Source organism: Erythrobacter sp., from assembly GCA_019739335.1.
Lineage (GTDB): Bacteria > Pseudomonadota > Alphaproteobacteria > Sphingomonadales > Sphingomonadaceae > Alteraurantiacibacter.
This window is the reverse complement of record CP073261.1, coordinates 469,456-489,205: the sequence shown is the minus strand read 5'-3', so window position 1 is coordinate 489,205 and position 19,750 is coordinate 469,456. Positions and strand designations below refer to the sequence as shown.

The following is a 19,750-nucleotide window of genomic DNA, read 5'->3' as shown; positions in this document are numbered from 1 at the left end:
TTTCCAGCCGGTGGAGGGCAGCCAGGAAATTTTATCTTAGTTAACAAATGTGTGCGCAATACCGTCACTAAAGCACAAGAGCGCGTGGCACCAGTAGCTTTTAGGGGCCTGCCCTTTCGGTCACCAAGGGCAGGGTCGAAAAAATGCATTGACGCTAGTAATCGAGCCATCGGTGACAGTGCCCTGAGAAGCGGCAAGGAACCGTGCCTCCCATCCATTGGTCCGAGGCATTTCTGCCAGCAACGTCATGTCCGTACTTGGTCACGAAACAAGCCGCTTTGCTCTCGCCGCCTATATCATGGGTAGGGAAAAACGGAATTCGGCTCCGCTGGAACTGCTGTGTTCCAACCAGATCTTGCCGCGATGCAAATCCAGGATCGTACGGCAAATTGCCAGCCCCAGTCCCATACCTTCTTCCTTGGTGGATGCCGACCAGGTGAAAAGCATCTCCGCCGCTTCCGCTTCCACCCCGGGGCCGGTGTCGGCAATGCTGACGATGAGCAAGCCACTTTCCTCCCACGCGCGAGCCGTGACTATTCCTTCACCTTGCATCGCTTCGCAGGCATTCATGAGCAAATTGATGATGACCTGTTGAATCTGCACCTGATCGGCCTTGGTCGTCAGCCCGGCGGAGATCTGATCGAGAAACCGTATATCCCGGGAAGTGGATGCGCGAACGAGGCGGATACACTCGTCCATCGAGCGTTTCAGATCGAATACCCCATTGTCGGGTTCACGCCGCTTGGTGAGTTCGCGCAGGTGGGCAATGATTCCGGCCGCTCGACGTGATGCCGCATCTATCCCTTCAAGGGCTTCGATATAGCGACTTACAGGATACTCGGTGTTGTCGTTGAGCTTGGTGCCTGAGATATAGTTGCCGATCGCGCACAATGGCTGGTTGAGTTCATGCGCCAGCGTGGCGGCCATAGTTCCCATGGCGTTTACGCGCGACACGTGGATCATCTGCGCTTGCAGGGCAGCGATCGTTTCCTGTGCCTCGTGTTTGTCGGTAACGTCGTACCCTTCGCAAAAAAGCCCGCAAACCTCGCCCGTCGAGCTTCGGATCGGCTGATACACGACATCGATGTAGCGCGGTTCGACAGCACCACTTTCAGCATTGAGCACCATCAGCGGCATGCTGTTTCCCACGAATGGCTCACCTGTGCGATAAACTTCATCGATGATGGATATCACACCTTGTTCGACCAGTTCGGGCATGGCTTCCGCCACGCTACGCCCCAATAGCTGATCCCTTCCGACAAAGCGCCGATAGGATGCATTGGCAAAGGTGAAAACGTGGTCCGGGCCTGACGAGGTAGCGATGAAGCCGGGAGCATTTTCATAGAGCGCTTCGAGCGGCTGCCGAAGATTCTCCAGATCTTTTGGAGGAAGGGCTTGTTCGCCGGTAAGCTCCGCAGTCATGCATTTCTCTTTTGGGGATGCATAAATCCCGCAGGATCAAAAGGGTTCATTTGTCGCGAATGCCTTGTGGGTGGGGCTCTGAGGGCCATCGCATTGCCGTGCCCGCCTTGATACCCCATCGGACACCTACGCAGAACCCGCAATTTTACACGGTTGATCGTGTGGGAGGCTCTACTGGCCGACGCGGTAGCCGGAGTAATCCCGTGGCTGGGCAACCGGAACAGTGAAACGGAACTTGGCTCCTCCGCCAATATCGTTTGCAGCAGTCAGTTTCCCGGCAAACGCTTCGACGATCGTGCGACTTATTGCAAGACCCAGTCCGGTGGAACCGGCCTTGGTTGAAACGAAGGCATTAAACAGGGAATCGGTAACCTCGTCTGGAATCCCGCTGCCGGTGTCGCAAACCGTTACTTCCGCGAAACCATCCGCTTGCGCTGTGGAAATGAGGATTTCCCTCTTTGATGAATTCGTCATCGCGTCACGCGCGTTGCGGATCAGGTTGATGACAACCTGACGGAACTGAACAGGATCCCCGCTCGCGCACAAACCTTCGCAGAAAGCATAATTGACCAGTGGTTCTTCCTGATCGCCGGGCAAAGCAATCGCGCATGCGAGCCGCACTTCGTTTTCGAGGTCGAACATTTCATTGTCTTGTGTCGGCGGGTTGCAAGATTTGTACAGCTCACGCAGGATGACCCCGGCTTTCAGGGAACAGGATTGAATTCCTTCGAGAATTTGAAACTCATCGTCATGAGCGTCTTTCTCTCGTGCGAGCTTGTTCTGCAATGCTGCCGCGTAGGCGATGATGGCAGCCAGCGGCTGGTTCAGCTCGTGCGCCAAGGTGGAGCCCATGGCGTTTACGGCGCTCTGGTGCGAGAGATGGACGAGTTTTGCCTGGAGCTCCTGCAATTCCAATTGGGCAGTCTTCTCGCGTGTGATGTCCTGCTTCGTGCCGAAGATACGAACCGGCTTGCCATCTTGTTGTTCGACATCCCCTGTTATCCTGATCCAGCGGAGCTCGCCCTGCTGCGTCCGTATCGCTGTATCGACAGTGAAGTTGGAGCAGTTTGCAATTGCCTGTGCGCGAAGCTCCTCCATTTCACGGCGGGATTGGGGCTCGTAACAAGCGAGAGTTGCCGCGCGGCTCACACGCGACTGCCTGGGAAAACCGAACAGATCGTATACCATGTCAGTCCATGAGAGTTCCTCGGAAGCGAGATCGCATTCCCAGACGCCTATCCGCCCCATTTGGGAGGTCCGCTCGTACATCTTTTTGATGTAGTTTGCTGAACCGGCACAGGACTGGCTGGAGCCGGAGTCCTCGCGGGGAAGCTTCTCCACGTCTTTCATTTCTTGCCCTTTACGACCCCGGTGGTTCTATCTTTGCATAGTTTCGTGTGGAGGGCATTACGTTGATGTACGTCAAGGCGCGATTAAACGGGAAGGCAGCCGAAAGCGCCTTAGGTGGACCGCTCGCCCGTCAAGGTCGGACTGGCATCCAATCACTTCCATTGCAGCCCGATTAGCGGCCTGCTTCACCGCTCGCAGTTGGCCCTTCGATCAGCGCGCTCCCGGCATCAGAATCATAAACCAATTGACCTGCGATCCAGGTTTCCAGCACGCGGATCTGGCGGATTTGCTCTGGCCCCGCTTCCAGCGGATCGGCGGAAAGAAAGACGAAATCGGCCCGTTCGCCCGGTGCCAGCCGCCCGAAGCGGCCCTCCGCAAATCCGGCATAGGCGGCATTGGCGGTGTAGGCGGCGAGCGCCTGTTCGCGGCTGATCACCTCCTCCGGAAGCCAGCCGCCCACAGGTTGACCGGAGGCGTCGATGCGGCTGATCGCCGTGGCCAGTCCCGCCAGCGGGTCGATCTGCTCCACCGGCGCGTCGGTGCCGAAGGCTAGCACGGCGCCCTGATCCATCAGCGTGCGCCAGGCATAGGCACCGTCGAGCCGCTCTGCGCCCAGCCGCGCTTCGGCCATCAGCCGGTCGCTGGTCTGGTGAACGGGCTGCATCGAGGCGATGATGCCATGCTGGCCGAACAGCGCGATATCGGCGGGATCGACCACCTGCGCGTGCTCGATCCGCCAGCGCCGGTCGCCCGAATAATCGGCGGAAAGCTCGTCGATCGCATAGAGGATTTCGGCATTGGCCGCATCGCCGATCGCGTGAACGGCGACCTGGAAATTGTCGAGCGCAGCGCGGCTCATCAGGTTGCGCAACTGCGTGCCGTTGAGCAGCGGCAGCCCGCGATTGCCGTGATCGTCGGCGTAATCTTCCTTCAGCAGCGCCCCGCGCGATCCCAGCGCGCCGTCGAGATAGAGCTTCACCCCGTTCAGCCGCAGCCGGTCCTCATAGAGCCATTGCGTCGGCCCCGGCCCGCCGATGGTGAGCATGGTCGGCACTGAATCGGCATAGGCCATCACCCGCACTTGCAGCCATCCGGCATCGCCGGCGCGGCGGATCGTCATCCAGTCGTCGATAGTGGTGCCCATGTCCGCCATCGCCGTGACGCCGTTGGCGAGCAGCAGGTTCTGCGCATTGTAGAGCGCCATGTCGCGGTCTTCGGGCAGCGGTGGGGGGATTTGCGTCGAGATCAGTGCCTGCGCGGAATCGACCAGCACCCCAGCCGGAGCGCGCGAACCGGGCAGCCGTTCGATCCGCCCGCCTTCGGGATCGGCGGAGCGCGCGGTGACATTGCCCGCCGCCAGCGCCAGGGAATTGGCCCAGCCCGCGTGGCCGTCCACCCGTTCGAGCCAGACCGGACGGTCGGCGACCACCGCGTCGAGATCGGCGGCAGTGGGGAAGCCCGTGCCCCACAGTTCCTGGTTCCACCCGCGCCCGAGGATCCACGATCGTTCGGGATTGGCAGCGGCATAGGCGGCGACCCGGCCCAGAGCCTCGTCCAGCGATTGCACGCCCGACAGGTCGAGCACCAGCGTACCTAGGCCGAGGCCCATCAGGTGCGCATGGGCATCGATGAACCCGGGCACCATCACCCGGCCTTCGCCATCCACCCGGTAATCGATCTGGCGTGTGGGCCGATCCCCGAAATCGAGCAGTTCGGTGATCCGCCCGTCCTCGTCCACGACCAGTCCGGAGAAGCGATCGACGCTACCATCGCGGCCTACCGAGATGCCTTCGACATTGTCGATCCAGGTATCGGCGAGTGCGGGGGTGGGGAGGGCAAGCAGCGCCACGGCGCTCAACAAACGGGCAATCATCGAACTATTTCACCTCCGGCAAATGGCGGATCAGTGCGCTGGTATCCTGCCGCGATCCGCCTGCGGCCTGCACTTGTGCGTAAAACTGGTCGACCAGCGCGGTGACGGGAAGCGAAATGCCGCCCGCTTTCGCCTCGCCCAGCGCGATCGCCAGATCCTTGCGCATCCAGTCGATAGCAAAGCCGAAATCGAATTCACCCCGGACCATGGTCGGCCAGCGGTTGACCATCTGCCAGCTCTGCGCCGCGCCGCCGCTGATGGCTTCCAATACCCTGTCGGGATCGACCCCGCTCGCCTGCGCCAGCCGCACGCCTTCGGAAAGGCCTGCCAGTACGCCCGCGATGCACACCTGGTTGACCGCCTTGCACGCCTGCCCCCCGCCGGGGCCGCCGATATGGACAATCCGCGCAGCATAGGCCTGCATCACCGGCGTCGCCGCCGCCATCGCCGCATCCGATCCGCCGCACATGATGGCGAGCTTGCCGTTCTCCGCGCCCGCCTGTCCACCCGAAACCGGGGCATCGACGGCGAGCAGGCTGATAGTTTCGCACTTCTCCGCGATGCGGCGGGCAATGGCAGGGGAGACCGTCGTGTGATCGACAAAGCAAGCGCCACTGCGCATGGCCGCCAGAGCGCCGTCCGCGCCCAGCATCACGCCGGCAAGATCATCGTCATTGCCGAGACATGCGAAAACGACGTCCTTGTTTGCCACGGCCTCGGCAGGAGTAGCGGCCACGGCCACTTCCAGCCCTTCTGCCGCCAGTTTCGCCTGCCATGCCTGCGCGCGCGAGAAAGTGCGGTTGTATCCGGTGACGTGGTGCCCGGCGCGGGCGAGGTGGCCAGCCATTGGCGCGCCCATCACGCCAAGGCCCAGAAACGCGACATTCAATGCTGTTGTGCTCATGGCCGCCAGCACTGCCCTGTCAGCTTCCCCAAGGCAATCTTTGTCAGTTGAAAGGGCGCCACCACTTCCCCTTGTGCCGTAGTCCCGCTAGGCGCTTCAGCCCATGAGCCAGCCCACTTTGACTATCGCCGATGTCCACGCCGCCGCCAAGCGCATCGAAGGCGCAGTGGTGCGCACGCCAACGCTGCATTCGCAGACGCTGTCCAAGATCACCGGGGCGCAGATCTGGCTGAAATTCGAAAACCACCAGTTCACCGCCGCCTACAAGGAGCGCGGCGCGCTCAATGCACTGTTGCAACTAACCGACGAGCAACGCGCGCGCGGAGTGATTGCGGCCTCGGCGGGCAACCATTCGCAGGGGCTGAGCTATCACGGGCGGCGGCTGGGCGTTCCCGTCACCATCGTCATGCCGCGCACCACCCCGGTGGTGAAAGTGATGCAGACCGAGGCGGTGGGCGGCAACGTGGTGCTGCACGGCGAGACTTTCGACGAAGCACAGGAACATGCGCGCCAGCTGGAGAAGGAACTCGGCCTCACCTTCGTCCATCCGTTCGACGATCCGCACGTTGCGGCAGGGCAGGGCACCGTGGCGCTCGAACTGTTCGAGGATGCGCCCGATCTCGATTGCATTGTCGTGCCAATCGGCGGCGGCGGCCTGATTTCGGGCATGGCGACGGTGGCCAAGGACCGCCAACCGCCGGTGGAAGTGATCGGCGTGGAAGCGCGGCTGTTCCCCTCTTCGTACAATGCCTACAAGGGCGAGGACCTGCCGAGCGGCGGCGATACCCTGGCCGAGGGCATCGCGGTGAAGGAACCGGGGAAGTTTACCCAGGCGGTAATCGACAAGCTGGTGGACGACATCGTCCTGGTCGACGAACCGGCGCTGGAAGAAGCGGTCAGCCTGCTGTTGCAGATCGAAAAGACTGTGGTGGAAGGTGCGGGCGCCGCTGGGCTGGCGGCGGTGCTTTCGCACCCCGAACGCTTCAAGGGCAAGAAAATCGGGCTCGTGCTGTGTGGGGGGAATATCGATACCCGGCTTCTCGCCAATGTGCTGCTGCGCGATCTCGCCCGTTCGGGACGGCTGGCCCGATTGCAGATCACCTTGCAGGATCGCCCCGGCGCGCTGTTCAAGGTGATGCGCGAATTCGACGCGCACAATGTGAATATCATCGAGATCTACCACCAGCGCATCTTCACCAATCTGCCCGCCAAGGGTCTGGTGACTGACATCGAGTGCGAAGCGCGCGATCGGCAGCAGCTCGAAGCCCTGGTGCAAGCGCTCGTCGACAAGGGATATCAGGTTAGCTCGGTTGAACTGAACTGACCCGTTCCGGGCCGTTTGTCGGCTTCTGCGCGGCCACTGTGGAAATTTTCCCTGCACAGGCCGCAATTTGTGGTTAACATGGTTTCAACGAACGAATCCTGCGTCCACAACGCGGGTTCGTGACCTGCATCAGCCGGTGCGAGGAGAAACACTGGACCCCGCAAGGGGAAAGAGGACCGCCAGAACTGTGACGGCACCCGTACGCTTCCCCCGCTTTTTCGTGACGAGCCCCGCGCCGTGCCCCTATCTGGCAGGCAAGACCGAGCGCAAGGTGTTCACCGAGTTGAAGGGGCCGCATGCCGACCAGTTGAACGATGCCCTAGGGCGGATCGGCTTTCGCCGAAGCCAGACAGTGGCCTATCGCCCAAGCTGCGCCGATTGCCGTGCCTGCGTATCGGTGCGGATCGCGGCATTCGATTTCCGCGCCTCGTCCTCACAGAAGCGCAATCTGAAGCGCAATTCCGATCTCGTCACCAGCGAGTGCCGCCCATGGGCCACGGCGGAGCAGTTCGAATTGCTGCAACGCTATCTCGAACATCGTCATCCCGGCGGCGGCATGGCGGCGATGGACGAGGTCGACTATGCGGACATGGTGGAACACACCAGCGTATCCAGCTTTGTCATTGAATACAGGGAACCTTCTTGCGATGGGGGAGTTGGGCGATTGGTCGCCGCCTGCCTGATGGACCGTCAAGGTGACGGGTTGTCGATGATTTACAGCTTCTATGACCCGGAGCACGAGGATCGCAGCGGACTTGGGACTTACGTCATTCTCGACCATGTTCGCCGTGCCGCGCGCGCGGGCCTTCCTTACGTCTATCTCGGCTACTGGGTCGATGGATCGGAGCGGATGCAATACAAGATCCGTTTCCGGCCGATGGAACGGCTCGGTCCTGATGGCTGGCGGCGGATGTCCGATGCCGAGCAGGATGCCCTTATCGGGCGGGTTACTTCCGGGGGCGGATCAAGGGAACGCGCACCCGATGGCGGATCGAAAGACAACACGCCGGGCCTGCAGCGCGAATACAAGCTCGCCTGAACGCTTCTGCATGACGAGACCGACTGCCACCGCGCTGGCGGCGGCCCTGGTGTTGCTGACGCAGCCTTTGGTCGCACAGGACATGCAGGATGCGCCGCGGCTGGAAGACCTGATCCCCGATTCGGCGGTCGAGGACCCCGAGGCCTGGGCGGAGCAGGGGGTCCCTGACGATATCGCCGCACAGGAAAACGCGCCGCTGGCGCTCGATCCCGAACTGGCCGACCTGCCCGAAATAACCGTGCCGTGGCCGGACAATATAGACCTGCCACAGCTCGCCCCGCTCGAACCCGATGAAGAGCCGGTAGAATTCGCCACCTTCGAGGAGGACATTCCGCCGATCCCTGCCGGCAGCGAGGAGCGCATTTCGGACGAGCTGGTGCTTGTCTTCCCGTCGGACAATTCGCTGTTCCCGCAGCGCGACGAATTCCTCGGCCGGTTCCGGGCGTTATCGACCATTACCCAGACCGAGGATGACGACAATCTCGCCCGGTTGGCAGTCCATGCCCGGAACGACGAGGCACTGTTGCAGCAGATGCTGCGGGTTTACGGCTATTATGATGCTCAGGTGATCCGCAGCGTTGGCGAAGTCGACGGCGGTGTCGAAACCGAACTCGACCGGCCTGCCGCACGGTTCGATATCCTGCCCGGTGTGCGCTATCGCTTTGGTGCGGTCGATCTGGGCAACATCGCTACTGCCGGGGATGCCTACCCAGACTTGCGCGCCGCGTTCGAAATCCAGCCCGGCGATCCGATCTCGCTCGACGCGATCCGCATGGAGCAGGCCGATCTCGATGTGGCATTGGGCGAGAGCGGCTTCCCCTTCGCCGCAATCGCCGAGCCCGACCTGCTGATCGATCATGACCGGCGCGAAGGCGATCTTACCCTGCCGGTGGAGCCGGGCGGGCAGTACAACCTCGGCGTCGTTACCAGCGACATGCCCGAATTCCTCTCTGGCGAGCACCTTTCGCGGATTGCCCGCTGGGATCCGGGTGATCTTTACCGTCGCAGCGACGAGATGGACCTGCGCCGCGCGATTCTCGCCACCGGTCTGGTCGGCGCGGTGACGCTGACGCCGGTGGTAGTCGAAGAACCGCAAGGCGGCGAGCCGGGGCTGGTCAACATCGCCGCCGGGCTGACGCCTGCGCCCCTGCGGACGCTGGCCGGCAGCATCGGCTTCGGCACCGAGGAGGGAATCCGCCTGGAAGGCATGTGGGAACACCGCAACCTGTTCCCGCCTGAAGGCCTGCTGCGGGTGCGCGGCATTCTCGGCACGCAGGAGCAATTGGCCGGGGTGACGTTCCGCAAAAACAATTTCTACGGCCGTGACCGAATCCTGACGGTGGACGCCTTCGCCAGTACCATCGACTACGCGGCCTACGATGCGCGCACCGTGTCGCTGGTCGGCACATTCGAGCGGATCAGCACGCTTTTGTTCCAGAAGCAACTGAGCTGGTCGGTCGGGCTGGAACTGGTGGCGACGCAGGAGAGCGAACTCGATGAGAACCGCGAACTGCTGCCGCGCGAAACCTATTTCGTCGCCGCGCTGCCGGTGTTCGCGCAGCTCGACAACTCGGACGACCTGCTCGATCCGACGCGCGGCTGGCGGCTGAGCGGGCGGATTTCGCCCGAAGCATCGGACAACGACGGGGTGCAGAGTTTCTACGTTCGCAGCCAGGTCGATGCCTCGTACTACCAGTCGATCGGCGAGAATACCGTGCTGGCGGGCCGGGTGCGGCTGGCGAGCATTCCGGGGGCGGAGCTGGAAGGCATTGCCCCGTCGCGGCGGCTCTATGCAGGCGGGGGCGGATCGGTGCGTGGCTACGGCTATCGCGAAATCGGCCCGCGCAGCGAATCGGGCGATCCTTCGGGCGGGCGCAGTCTGGTTGAACTGTCGGCAGAGGCGCGGATCCGCACCGGGCTGATGGACGGAGCGATCAGTGTGGTGCCCTTCGTCGATGCTGGATCGGTGGGGGATGACGCATTGCCCGATTTCGGCTCTATTCGGTTCGGCGCGGGTGTGGGCGTGCGCTATCACACCGGCTTCGGCCCGCTACGGCTCGATGTCGCTGTCCCGCTCAACCCCGGGCCCAATGACAGCTGGGTGGCAGTTTATGTCGCGCTGGGGCAGGCCTTCTGATGGCCGAGGCTGGCACTTTTGATGATCCGGCGGTGGAAGAAGCTGCACCGCCGCCCGTGCGTCGGGGGCACTGGCTGACCATCCTGCTCAAATCCATCGGCTGGCTGCTGCTGGCAGTGGTGGGCATTATCGTGCTGTTCGTCGCCTACCTGCATACCCCGCCCGGTCGTCAGTTCATCGTCGATGAAATCGCCAAGGTCGCGCCCGCATCGGGGCTGTCGGTCGAGGTCGGCTCCATCGACGGATCGGTACTGTGGAGTTCGACGCTCAACGATGTGAAATTCCGTGATGCCAACGGCACCCTGTTCCTTGAGGTGCCGACGATTGATCTCAATTGGCGGCCGCACAGGTGGTTCACCAGCGGTGGGCTGGATGTGCGCCACCTGGTGCTGACTGGGGGGACGCTCTACGCCGCGCCCGAACTGGTCCCCGGCGATCCCGATGCGCCGATCCTGCCCGATTTCGACATTCGTATCGATCGCTTCGTGATCGACGATCTCACCGTCGCCGAAGGCTTGCTGGGTGAGGCGCGGCAGATCGACTTTGCTGCCGAGGCAGATATTCGCGACGGGCTTGTCTATCTCGATGCCGAGGGCGCGCTGGGAGGCGGCGACGTCTTCACCGCGCTCGTCCATGCCGAACCCGATGGCGACCGCTTCGATCTCGACCTCGACTGGCGCGCGCCGGAGGGCGGGTTCCTGGCCGCGATGATTGGAGCCAATGACGATCTCGCCGTGCAACTCGAAGGCACTGGCACATGGACATCGTGGGAAGGCCAGCTCGACGCGGTGCAGGGCGGCGAGCAGGTGCTCGATTTCGAAATCTACAACACTTCCGGCCAGTACCGCATTGTCGGGCGCGCGCGGCCAGGAGACTATCTCGAAGGGCTGCCCGCCCGCGCGCTGGGCGAAGAGTTCGCGCTGACTGCTTCGGGCACGCTTGACGAAAGCGTACTCGAAGGTGATTTCGTGTTGCGGGCGCAGGGCGTGAATGCCGATGGGGCGGGCGCGATCGACCTTGCGGAAAGCGCCTTCCGCAACGTGGTGCTGGCGGCGGACTTGCTCGATCCGACGCTGTTTGCCGAAGACATCGCACTGGAAGGTGCCCGCTTCGATGGCACGCTGGACGGGCCATTTCGCGAACTGACCGTGCCGCACACGCTTACGGTCCGCCGGATCGACGCGGGGGGCGTGATCCTTGATTCCGTTACCCAGCGCGGCACTCTGACCTACGACGGTACGCGCCTTTCCGTGCCGGTGAATGCTGCCGTCGCCCGCGTTACCAGTGGCAACGAGCTTTTCGATCCGCGGCTTGTCAACGGCACGGTCGGCGGAACGCTGGTCTATGCCGGAAACGAATTGCTCTCGGACGACCTGAGGGTCGAATTCCAGGGGCTGCAGGGGCTGCTGGCGCTGAACAGTGATTTTTCGACCGGGCGCACCCGCGTGACCGGCCCTGTCAACGTCGCCGATCTGCCGTTCGACGGCATCGGCACGGTCGATGCCGGGGCGCGGATCGATTTCACCATCGGCGGCGGCGTTCCATGGCAGCTGGCTGCCGATGTGCAGGGCCGCGTGGACCGAGTGACCAATTCCACCCTCGCCAATCTCGCGGGTGACAATATCCGCTTTCGCGGGGGTTTGCGGCTGGGTTCCGCAGCGCCGCTGCTGTTCGACAATTTCACCGTCAACGCCAGCAAGCTGACCGCCACGCTCGACGGGCGCATCGAGGCAGGCGAGACGGTGCTGGCGGGCGCGGGCCGCCATGTCGATTACGGGCCGTTCGACGTGGAAGCGACCCTGGCCGATGATGGCCCGCGCGCCACGCTCGTCTTCGCCGACCCGCTGCCCGCTGCAGGTCTTCGCGATGTGCGGGTTGTGCTCGCGCCGACCGAAAATGGCTTCCAGATCGAAACGCAGGGCGGTTCGCTGCTCGGCGCGTTTGATGGGCTGCTGTTCCTCAACATTGCCGAGAACGGCGATACGACGATCAACATCGACCGGCTGGATGTGGCGGAAACCCGCGTGACGGGTGAGTTGCAGCTTGTAGAGGGCGGCGTGGCGGGCGATCTCGACCTGTCGCGCGGCGGCATCGACGGGACGATTGTGTTGGCCATGCGCGATGGCGGGCAGGGCTTCGATGTCGATCTGACGGCGCGCAACGCCCGCTTCGGCGGGGAAACGCCGCTGCTGATCAATCGCGGCACCATCGATGCCAGCGGCGTGATCGCAGAGGGCAATACGACCGTTCGCGGCAATGCCAGCCTGCAAGGCCTGTCCTACGGGAGCATCTTCATCGGCAGGCTGGCCGCACGCGCGCAGGTGGAAGACGGCACGGGGCGTTTCGACGCCGCTCTCACCGGACGGCGCGGCAGCCGGTTCGAACTGCTGGTGAACGGCGAGGCCACTCCCGAGCGGGTGGCGGTGGCGGTGGACGGGTCTTACGGGAGCCGCGATATTTCCATGCCGCGCCGAGCGGTATTCAACAGCCTCGAGGGTGGCGGCTGGGAGCTGGAACGGACGCAATTGTCGTTCGGCAGCGGCTTCGTTATTGCGAATGGCCGCTTCGGCGGGGACCAGCCATTGCAGGGGCGGCTGGCGCTGGGCGATATGCCCTTGAGTCTGGCCGATGTGCTGACAGGCGAACTGGGTGTCGGTGGCACTGTTTCGGGCGTTGTGGATTTTGCCGCAGGGGCCAACGGACTGCCGACCGGCGAAGCGCGGCTGGTGGTAAGCAACCTAACCCGTGCCACTTCACTGCTGACATCGCAGCCGATCGACATATCGCTGGTCGCAGACCTGTCGGAAACACTCGCGCAGATGCGGGCGGTGATTTCCGATCACGGCGGCGCAGACGGCCGGATGCAGGCGCGGATTGCTGGCTTGCCGCAGTCGGGTTCGCTGACGGACCGGCTCTATCGCGGCGACCTTTTCGCCCAATTGCGCTATGCTGGCGCGGCGGAAGCACTGTGGCGGCTCTCTGGTATCGATCTGCTCGACGTGACCGGCCTGGCCACGGTAGCAGCGGATGTCCGGGGGACACTGGGCAATCCTCGCGTGGAGGGCTCCTTTGCCGGGGATGCGCTACGGGTACGCAGCGCACTGATCGGCACCGACATAACCGGCGTCACTGCTCGCGGCCGGTTCGACGGATCGCGATTCAACCTCAGCAGCTTCGCTGGCACTGCCCGCAATGGCGGGCGAGTGAGCGGGAGCGGCTATGTCGATCTCTCAGGCATCACCGCTGAGCGCGGGCCGCGCATGGATATCCGATTGGCAGCACGCAACGCCGAGATTCTCGATCTGGCCAATATGGGCGCGACGGTGACGGGGCCGCTGCGGATCGTTTCCGACGGCAGGGGCGGCACCATCGCCGCGCGGCTGCGTGCCAACGGCGCGCGCTGGCGGCTCGGGGTGGCGGCAGAGGCGCTGGCAGAACTGCCATCGATTCCCACGCGTGAGATCAATCTGCCCGGCGATGTAACCCCTGTTGCGGTGAATACCGCACCATGGCGCTACCTGATCGATGTCAGTGCTCCAGGCGGCATCGAGGTCGACGGCCTTGGACTGGAAAGCGAATGGCGCACCGACAATCTCCAGATTCGCGGTACTACCGATGATCCCCGGCTTGGCGGCAGTGTGGAAATTGTTCCCCGGCAGGGTTCCTATTCCTTCGCCGGCGTGGAATTCGAGATCACGCAGGGGGATATCTTCTTTGACCAGAACGTCCCGATCGATCCGCGTATCGACCTGGTCGCGTCGACCGAAGTCGATGCGCTGTCGGTATCGGTGAACGTGCGTGGCAACGCCAGCCAGCCGGAAATTACTTTCTCATCGGTCCCTGCGCTCCCCGAAGAGGAGCTGTTGGCACGGCTGCTGTTCGGCGGATCGATCACCAATCTGTCGGCCACCGATGCGCTGCAGCTGGGTGCGGCAGTGGCGAGTTTGCGCGGCGGTTCGGGCACGGGCCCGATCAACCAGCTGCGCGATGCCATCGGGCTCGACCGGCTGCGGATCGTACCCGCCGACGCGGCTCTCGGGCGCGGCACTGCCATTGCTCTGGGCAAGAACTTCGGGCGCAGGTTCTATGTCGAGATCATCACCGACGGAGCGGGCTACAATGCCAGCAATGTCGAGTTCCGGGTGACGAGCTGGCTGAATCTGCTCGCCACCGTCAGCACCATCGGGCGGCACAGCGCGGCGGCAGAGTACCGGCGCGACTATTGACTGAATTGTTAGGGAGTTCAGCCTCCGGGCTGGATATCGGCCAGCACGCCCTCGATGGGAATGACGACGCCGTTGGCTCCCAGCATTTCCTCACCAAGCACGGCCGAGGCTGCGCCTTCCTCAAGGCTGACCGCCACATTCTCACCATCCATCGCAAAGGTCAGCGTACCTTCGCCCATCGTCTGCATCTCCACCGGGCCACGGTTACTGGCCACGGCGGCTGCGATGTCTTCTGCGGTAAGATAGCCCGGGACCACGTGGCGGCGCAGCATGGCGAGCAGGGCAGGGCGCGCCTCTTCGCCGGTAAATTCCTCGCCCAGACTATCGAGCGCCGCATCGGTGGGAGCGAAGAAAGTATAGGCCGCCGTGCCATCGAAGGTCTGCGACAGGCCGCCGTCTTCCATGAGCTCCTCCACACGCGAAAGGTCATCCGCCCTGGAGATCAGAGCAGCGATCGTCTGGGTGCCCGGGGCGGAAGCATCGGCGGTTCCCGCAACTTCTCCGTCATTGCCGCAAGCGGAGAGGGCGAGCAGGAAGGCTGATACGGTAGCAAGCAGCAGCACGCGGCGCTGCGGGGTGTTCGACGACATTTCGGTTCTCCCTAGACCAGTAATTCTATGGCAGCAGCAATCAGCTGCGTTTCGGGATCGACCTGATAGATGTAGCCGTCCGAATAGCGGTAGTTGCGGTCCGGCCCGTCCCGGTACTGGTCGCGGTAGCTGTAGGGCACATTGTAAACGTCGTATCCGCGCGGCACCGGCTGGCCGACCACGAATTCGTCTCCGGTCAGCAAGGCAGCGATGGACGAGATAACCGCAGTTTCCGGATCGACGCGGTAAACCACGTTGTCGGCATAGCGGTAATTGTCGGCAAAGCCGTAATAGCGCGAATAATAGTCCGGCACGCGGTCATAGCCATAGCTGGAGGGCCAGACATTGCCGATCCCCAGCGCTCCGCCGAGTAGCGGTATGTATCCCGCGATCCTGTTGCCATCGTAACGCACCAGGAAACCATCTTCGTAGAAGTAGTTGCCGCCGCGATAGGGCAGGCCCCACCAGCTGGGTGCGTAGCGCGAATAGCGGGCGTAGCGGTCGTTCTGCTGCCGCAGCTGCCCCGGCGGCGTGCAGCCGTTGCGCTTGGCGGCGAGTCCGGGAGGGCAGCCGTTGACGAGCCCGCTTTCGCGATAGAGCACCCGCTCGACAAGATCGCTCTGGCGGCGTGGCCCGTTGCGAAGATCGCCATTGCCGCGATCTGAATTGGCGCGGTTGTTGCCGTTGCGGTTCGAAACGGAGCGGTCGTCGTTTCGGTTTGCGGCATTTCGGTTGCCGTTCCCCGGGTTGCCGCGATCGCTTGACCTGACTGAAGGGCCATTGCGGTTGTCGTTATTGCCATTCCCGGCGCGCGGCGATTGACCGCCGTTGCCACGCTGCGCTTGGCCGCGTTCTTGGGAGGCTCCATTGCCAGCGCCATTGCGGCGGTCGTTGCCATTGCCGCGGGCATCCGGCCCGGCTTGCGCGGTAGAATTGCCACCGCGATTGCCGCTGCCATTGCCATTGCCATTGCCATTGCCCTGGGCCAGCGCTGGCGTCGCCGCCAGCGCAAGGATCGAGACGGCTGTCACGAGAATTTTCATCAGTGGTACTCCTGTGAAGGCGCAACTGCGGGGGTATGGTCTGGTTCCGGCTTTTGCGGCGAACGGAACGGGTCAACCGCGGCGGTATAGCTCGGATTCCGCAGCCCGACGGCGGACGAGGCCTTTCATTACTCGCCCTCCAGCGTGACACCAGCGATCGAATTCGCGCGCCGCCCCCGCGAAATCGCCGGCCTTGTGCTTTCGGGTGAGCGTCGCCCGCGCGATCGCTCCGGTGTTGTAATGGAAGCTGACCAGCGCATCGAACTGCGACTGGGTGGTGGGCGCATTATCGAGCACTCGTGCGACCTCATTTGCGTAGCGGATGAGGTCTTCTTCGAGCCGCGTGTCGCACCGGGCCTGTGTCCAGACCGTTCCGCGCGCGATGCCCGGACCGGTCGCGCCCCAGCCGATCGTCCACGGTGCGCCCCCGCTGCCCGGGTCAGGGTAAGCTTCGATCATGCCGTCCGTGCGCCGCTTTGCGCAGCCTTCGAAGCGCTTGATGAGGGCGACGCCTTCCGGTCCGATCTGGCCCGGAGTATTCGCGGGGGAATATGGAGCACATGGAGCACTGTCCAATGAGATGGTTTCTGCGGCTGGGACGGGCCGCGTGCGCGAGCTGAACCGCAGCAAGAGGCGGGCAAGATCGAAGAGGGATGGGCGGGACATGGCTTGGCCTTTTCTGAAGTGTCAGGAGGCATCCGGCTAGGCATTCCGGAAGATTGTAGGAAAGGCCTGACAAGAATGCTTGACTGACAAGAGCTCTTTACAGTAAAGAACTCTTGTCAGGCAGCGGAGTCGTTTGGTGCAGAACCGGTTGAAGGAATACCGCGAGGCGTGCGGTTGGAGCCAGGGCGAGCTTGCCCGGCGGCTGGGCGTTTCACGGCAGACGATCAACGCGGTCGAAACCGACAAGTACGACCCTTCGCTGCCCTTGGCGCTGCGCATGGCGAAGCTGTTTGCCGTGGCGGTGCCCGAACTGTTTATCGATCACTGGGAGCCCGAAGCATGACCGAGATGCAAACCGATACTGCGCAGGCAGACAGGAATCGCCGATGGAAGAAAGCCGCCCTTGCTCTCGGGCTGGGCGCCATAGCAGGCTTCGCCGGGGCCACGCTGATACTGCAATTCTTCGATAGCGGCGCGCTGCCTGCGGTCGGCGCCTCGGTCGAGATCGCGGCGCTGGTCGGACTTATCTATATGCTGACTGCCGCTGCGGTAGCAGTGGGCGTAATCAGTCCGAAGTCGGGCGCCAAGTTCCTCAATGTCGAGGATGCCGAGGAATTGCAGGAGCAGCGCGGCATCCTGCTTTATTCTGGCATCGGTATGGCTACTGCAGGGTTAGCCCTGGTCGCGGTGGCGCTGGGCGGCGTAGCCGGGGTGATTGATCCCGCGATGGCCCTGACGGTCTACATCGCACTTTCTGTAATGACTTGCTGGATTTCGCTGAAATCGTGGAAATTGCAGGATGAACTGATGCGCGCCGCAGGAAGCGAGACTGCCGCCTTCGCCTACTACCTCGTGCTCGGCATCGGCGGAACATGGGCCGTGCTGGCACACCTCGGCTTCGTCACGGCACCCCAGCCGCTTGATTGGCTGACACTGTTCTGGGGGCTGACATTACTCGCCGCCTTTATCGCCGCCGGAAGGCGGGGGATGCTGGCAATGCGGTGACTGTTCGCGATGTCGATAAAGGCGTTCCGTTCGTCCTGCGTTTAGCCCGTTTCGCCTTGTCTGTCGTATTTGGCCAATCGCTACCCGCATTATCTCAAGAGACTCCGCGCGCCTTGGGGGAGAGTTGCCGATGTCGTTTCGTATTCACGCTGCCGGGACAGGGGGTTTTCGGCATCAACGCAACTGGACAGACGAAGGAGACGTTTACGATCTCGCCTCGGCCATGTCGCTGGCCGCTTCGACTTCAGGCGGCGTTCGTGGTGTAGCTACGGAGTACGGAACCAGCCGCGTTCTTGGTCTCACAGATGCAACATCGGATAGCCCGGTTCAACGCGCCACGCGAACTGTCGGCACGCTCACCTGTATGCACACACTAAACGATGCTTTCACGCTGGCGCTGGCGGAGCGCAGCCGGATGCAGATTGCCGTCACCGCGCAGTCCCCTTCCTCGATGCCGTTCTTTCCCGATGTCGGCGGGCATTTGCGATATACCTACGATTCGCGGGACAACTTCTACGATTTCATGTGCGACCTCACGCCAAAGCTGGAAGCCGCCAACCTCAACCGCTTTACCGTCCTCTGCGCTTTGGCGGAGGCCTTTGCGCTATGGCCCCACCACGGCACGCGCGGAATCGCCATGCTGGTGGTGCAATTGACAGGAACCTAAGCAAAAGGGCCGCCCGGTTTCCCGAGCGGCCCTCTCTTTTCGTGTCGGCTGAAACCGGCGATCAGCTCGAATAGTACATATCGAATTCGACGGGGCAGGGTGTGGTTTCGGTGCGCAGCACTTCTTCCCACTTCAGTTCGATGTAGGCTTCGACCTGGTCCTTTGTGAACACTCCGCCCTGCAGCAGGAACTCGTGATCGGCGGTTAGCGAATCGAGCGCCTCACGCAGGCTGCCGCATACTGTGGGCACCTGCGCCAGTTCGGCGGGCGGCAGGTCGTAGAGGTTCTTGTCCATCGCTTCACCCGGATGGATCTTGTTCTGAATCCCGTCGAGACCCGCCATCAGCAGCGCAGCGTAGCAGAGGTAAGGGTTGGCCATCGCATCGGGGAAACGGAATTCCACGCGCTTCGCTTTTTCACCCGTACCATAGGGAATGCGGCAGCTCGCCGAGCGGTTGCGTGCCGAATAGGCGAGCAGAACAGGCGCTTCGAAGCCCGGAACCAGCCGCTTGTAGCTGTTGGTGGTGGGGTTGGTGAAAGCGTTGAGCGCCTTGGCATGCTTGATCACGCCGCCGATGAAATAGAGGCAGGTGTCCGACAAGCCGGCATAGCCATTGCCTGCGAAGGTCGGTTTGCCCTTTTCCCAGATCGACATGTGGGTGTGCATGCCCGAACCGTTATCGCCCTTGATCGGCTTGGGCATGAAAGTCGCCGTCTTGCCATAGGCGTGGGCGACCTGGTGGACGACGTACTTGTAGATCTGCATCCGGTCGGCGGTCTGCACCAGCGTGCCGAAAGTAAGGCCCAGTTCGTGCTGCGCGGCGGCAACTTCGTGGTGATGCTTGTCACACGGCAGGCCCATTTCGAGCATGGTCGAGACCATTTCGCCACGGATATCGACCGCGCTGTCCACCGGAGCGACGGGGAAATAGCCGCCCTTCACGGCGGGGCGGTGGCCCATGTTGCCGCTCGGATATTCGGTGCCGGTGTTGGTCGGCAGTTCGATATCGTCGATCTGGAAGCCCGAACCGGCGTAGCCGTCTTCAAAGCGCACATCGTCGAACATGAAGAATTCGGCTTCCGGGCCGACATAGACGGTATCGCCGATGCCGGTGGACTTGAGGTAGGCTTCGGAACGCTTGGCGGTGGAACGCGGATCGCGCGAATAGAGCTCTCCCGAGGCCGGATCGACGATGTCGCAGTTGATGATCATCATCGGCGTGGCGCTGAACGGGTCCATCCACACTTCGGTCATGTCCGGCTTGAGGATCATGTCGGACTCGTTGATGACCTTCCAGCCGGCGATCGACGAACCGTCGAACATCAGCCCTTCCTCGAGCTGGTCTTCATCGAGCGCGCTCGCCACCATGGTGAGGTGCTGCCACTTGCCCTTGGGATCGGTGAAACGCAGATCGACCCATTCGATTTCCTCGTCCGCGATCCGCTTCACGATATCAGCTGCACTGGCCATTCTTGTCTTTCCTTCTGGGATTGGATTGATTTT

At 62.7% G+C, this 19,750-nt stretch carries 15 protein-coding genes; 7 read left to right on the top strand and 8 right to left on the bottom strand.

Annotation, left to right across the window (positions count from 1 at the left end; translation table 11 throughout):
- Positions 1-291: 291 nt before the first annotated feature.
- The 4 genes from JY451_02415 to JY451_02400 all read right to left on the bottom strand — a co-directional run bounded on the left by JY451_02415 (position 292) and on the right by JY451_02400 (position 5,549).
- A complete protein-coding gene (locus JY451_02415) occupies positions 292-1,422 on the bottom strand; it encodes a PAS domain-containing sensor histidine kinase (GenBank protein QZH75491.1) in 1,131 nt (376 codons plus the stop codon).
- A 171-nt stretch (positions 1,423-1,593) separates the two neighbouring features.
- Positions 1,594-2,772, bottom strand: a complete 1,179-nt coding sequence (locus JY451_02410; protein ID QZH75490.1) for a sensor histidine kinase — start codon at positions 2,770-2,772, stop codon at positions 1,594-1,596.
- Positions 2,773-2,944: 172 nt separating this feature from the next.
- On the bottom strand, positions 2,945-4,645 hold the full coding sequence (locus JY451_02405; protein QZH75489.1) for an amidohydrolase: 1,701 nt from the start codon (positions 4,643-4,645) through the stop codon (positions 2,945-2,947).
- A 4-nt stretch (positions 4,646-4,649) separates the two neighbouring features.
- Positions 4,650-5,549 (bottom strand): NAD(P)-dependent oxidoreductase, encoded by a 900-nt coding sequence (locus tag JY451_02400; protein ID QZH75488.1) that lies wholly within the window; start codon positions 5,547-5,549, stop codon positions 4,650-4,652.
- 103 nt (positions 5,550-5,652) lie between these two features.
- On the opposite strand from JY451_02400, the gene JY451_02395 reads away from it, so the two are divergent.
- The 4 genes from JY451_02395 to JY451_02380 all read left to right on the top strand — a co-directional run bounded on the left by JY451_02395 (position 5,653) and on the right by JY451_02380 (position 14,275).
- Entirely contained in the window at positions 5,653-6,873 is a 1,221-nt protein-coding gene (locus tag JY451_02395; protein QZH75487.1) for a threonine ammonia-lyase, read from the top strand.
- Between the two features lie 187 nt (positions 6,874-7,060).
- On the top strand, positions 7,061-7,912 hold the full coding sequence (locus JY451_02390) for an arginyltransferase (protein ID QZH75486.1): 852 nt from the start codon (positions 7,061-7,063) through the stop codon (positions 7,910-7,912).
- Positions 7,913-7,994: 82 nt separating this feature from the next.
- A complete protein-coding gene (locus JY451_02385) occupies positions 7,995-10,049 on the top strand; it encodes a BamA/TamA family outer membrane protein (protein ID QZH76513.1) in 2,055 nt (684 codons plus the stop codon).
- Positions 10,049-14,275, top strand: coding sequence for a translocation/assembly module TamB domain-containing protein (locus JY451_02380; GenBank protein QZH75485.1), 4,227 nt, complete (start codon positions 10,049-10,051; stop codon positions 14,273-14,275). The genes JY451_02385 and JY451_02380 overlap by 1 nt, the downstream gene beginning before the upstream one ends.
- Before the next feature lie 17 nt (positions 14,276-14,292).
- Here the strand turns inward: JY451_02380 and JY451_02375 are convergent, their stop codons facing one another.
- The 3 genes from JY451_02375 to JY451_02365 all read right to left on the bottom strand — a co-directional run bounded on the left by JY451_02375 (position 14,293) and on the right by JY451_02365 (position 16,574).
- On the bottom strand, positions 14,293-14,865 hold the full coding sequence (locus JY451_02375) for a fasciclin domain-containing protein (protein ID QZH75484.1): 573 nt from the start codon (positions 14,863-14,865) through the stop codon (positions 14,293-14,295).
- Positions 14,866-14,876: 11 nt separating this feature from the next.
- Positions 14,877-15,908, bottom strand: coding sequence for a hypothetical protein (locus tag JY451_02370; protein ID QZH75483.1), 1,032 nt, complete (start codon positions 15,906-15,908; stop codon positions 14,877-14,879).
- Positions 15,909-15,980: 72 nt separating this feature from the next.
- Positions 15,981-16,574 carry a lysozyme gene (locus JY451_02365; GenBank protein QZH75482.1) on the bottom strand — a complete coding sequence of 198 codons (594 nt, stop codon included), beginning with the start codon at positions 16,572-16,574 and terminating at the stop codon, positions 15,981-15,983.
- A gap of 136 nt (positions 16,575-16,710) precedes the next feature.
- On the opposite strand from JY451_02365, the gene JY451_02360 reads away from it, so the two are divergent.
- The 3 genes from JY451_02360 to JY451_02350 all read left to right on the top strand — a co-directional run bounded on the left by JY451_02360 (position 16,711) and on the right by JY451_02350 (position 18,246).
- Complete coding sequence (locus JY451_02360) at positions 16,711-16,917, top strand: helix-turn-helix transcriptional regulator (GenBank protein ID QZH75481.1); 207 nt, start codon at positions 16,711-16,713, stop codon at positions 16,915-16,917.
- The gene (locus JY451_02355) at positions 16,914-17,579 is read left to right on the top strand and encodes a hypothetical protein (protein QZH75480.1); all 666 of its coding nucleotides are present in this window, start codon (positions 16,914-16,916) and stop codon (positions 17,577-17,579) included. The genes JY451_02360 and JY451_02355 overlap by 4 nt, the downstream gene beginning before the upstream one ends.
- 130 nt (positions 17,580-17,709) lie before the next feature.
- Positions 17,710-18,246, top strand: a complete 537-nt coding sequence (locus JY451_02350) for a hypothetical protein (protein QZH75479.1) — start codon at positions 17,710-17,712, stop codon at positions 18,244-18,246.
- A gap of 61 nt (positions 18,247-18,307) precedes the next feature.
- On the opposite strand, the gene glnA is transcribed toward JY451_02350, so the two are convergent.
- Positions 18,308-19,717 (bottom strand): type I glutamate--ammonia ligase, encoded by a 1,410-nt coding sequence (glnA, locus tag JY451_02345; GenBank protein ID QZH75478.1) that lies wholly within the window; start codon positions 19,715-19,717, stop codon positions 18,308-18,310.
- Between the last annotated feature and the right edge of the window lie 33 nt (positions 19,718-19,750).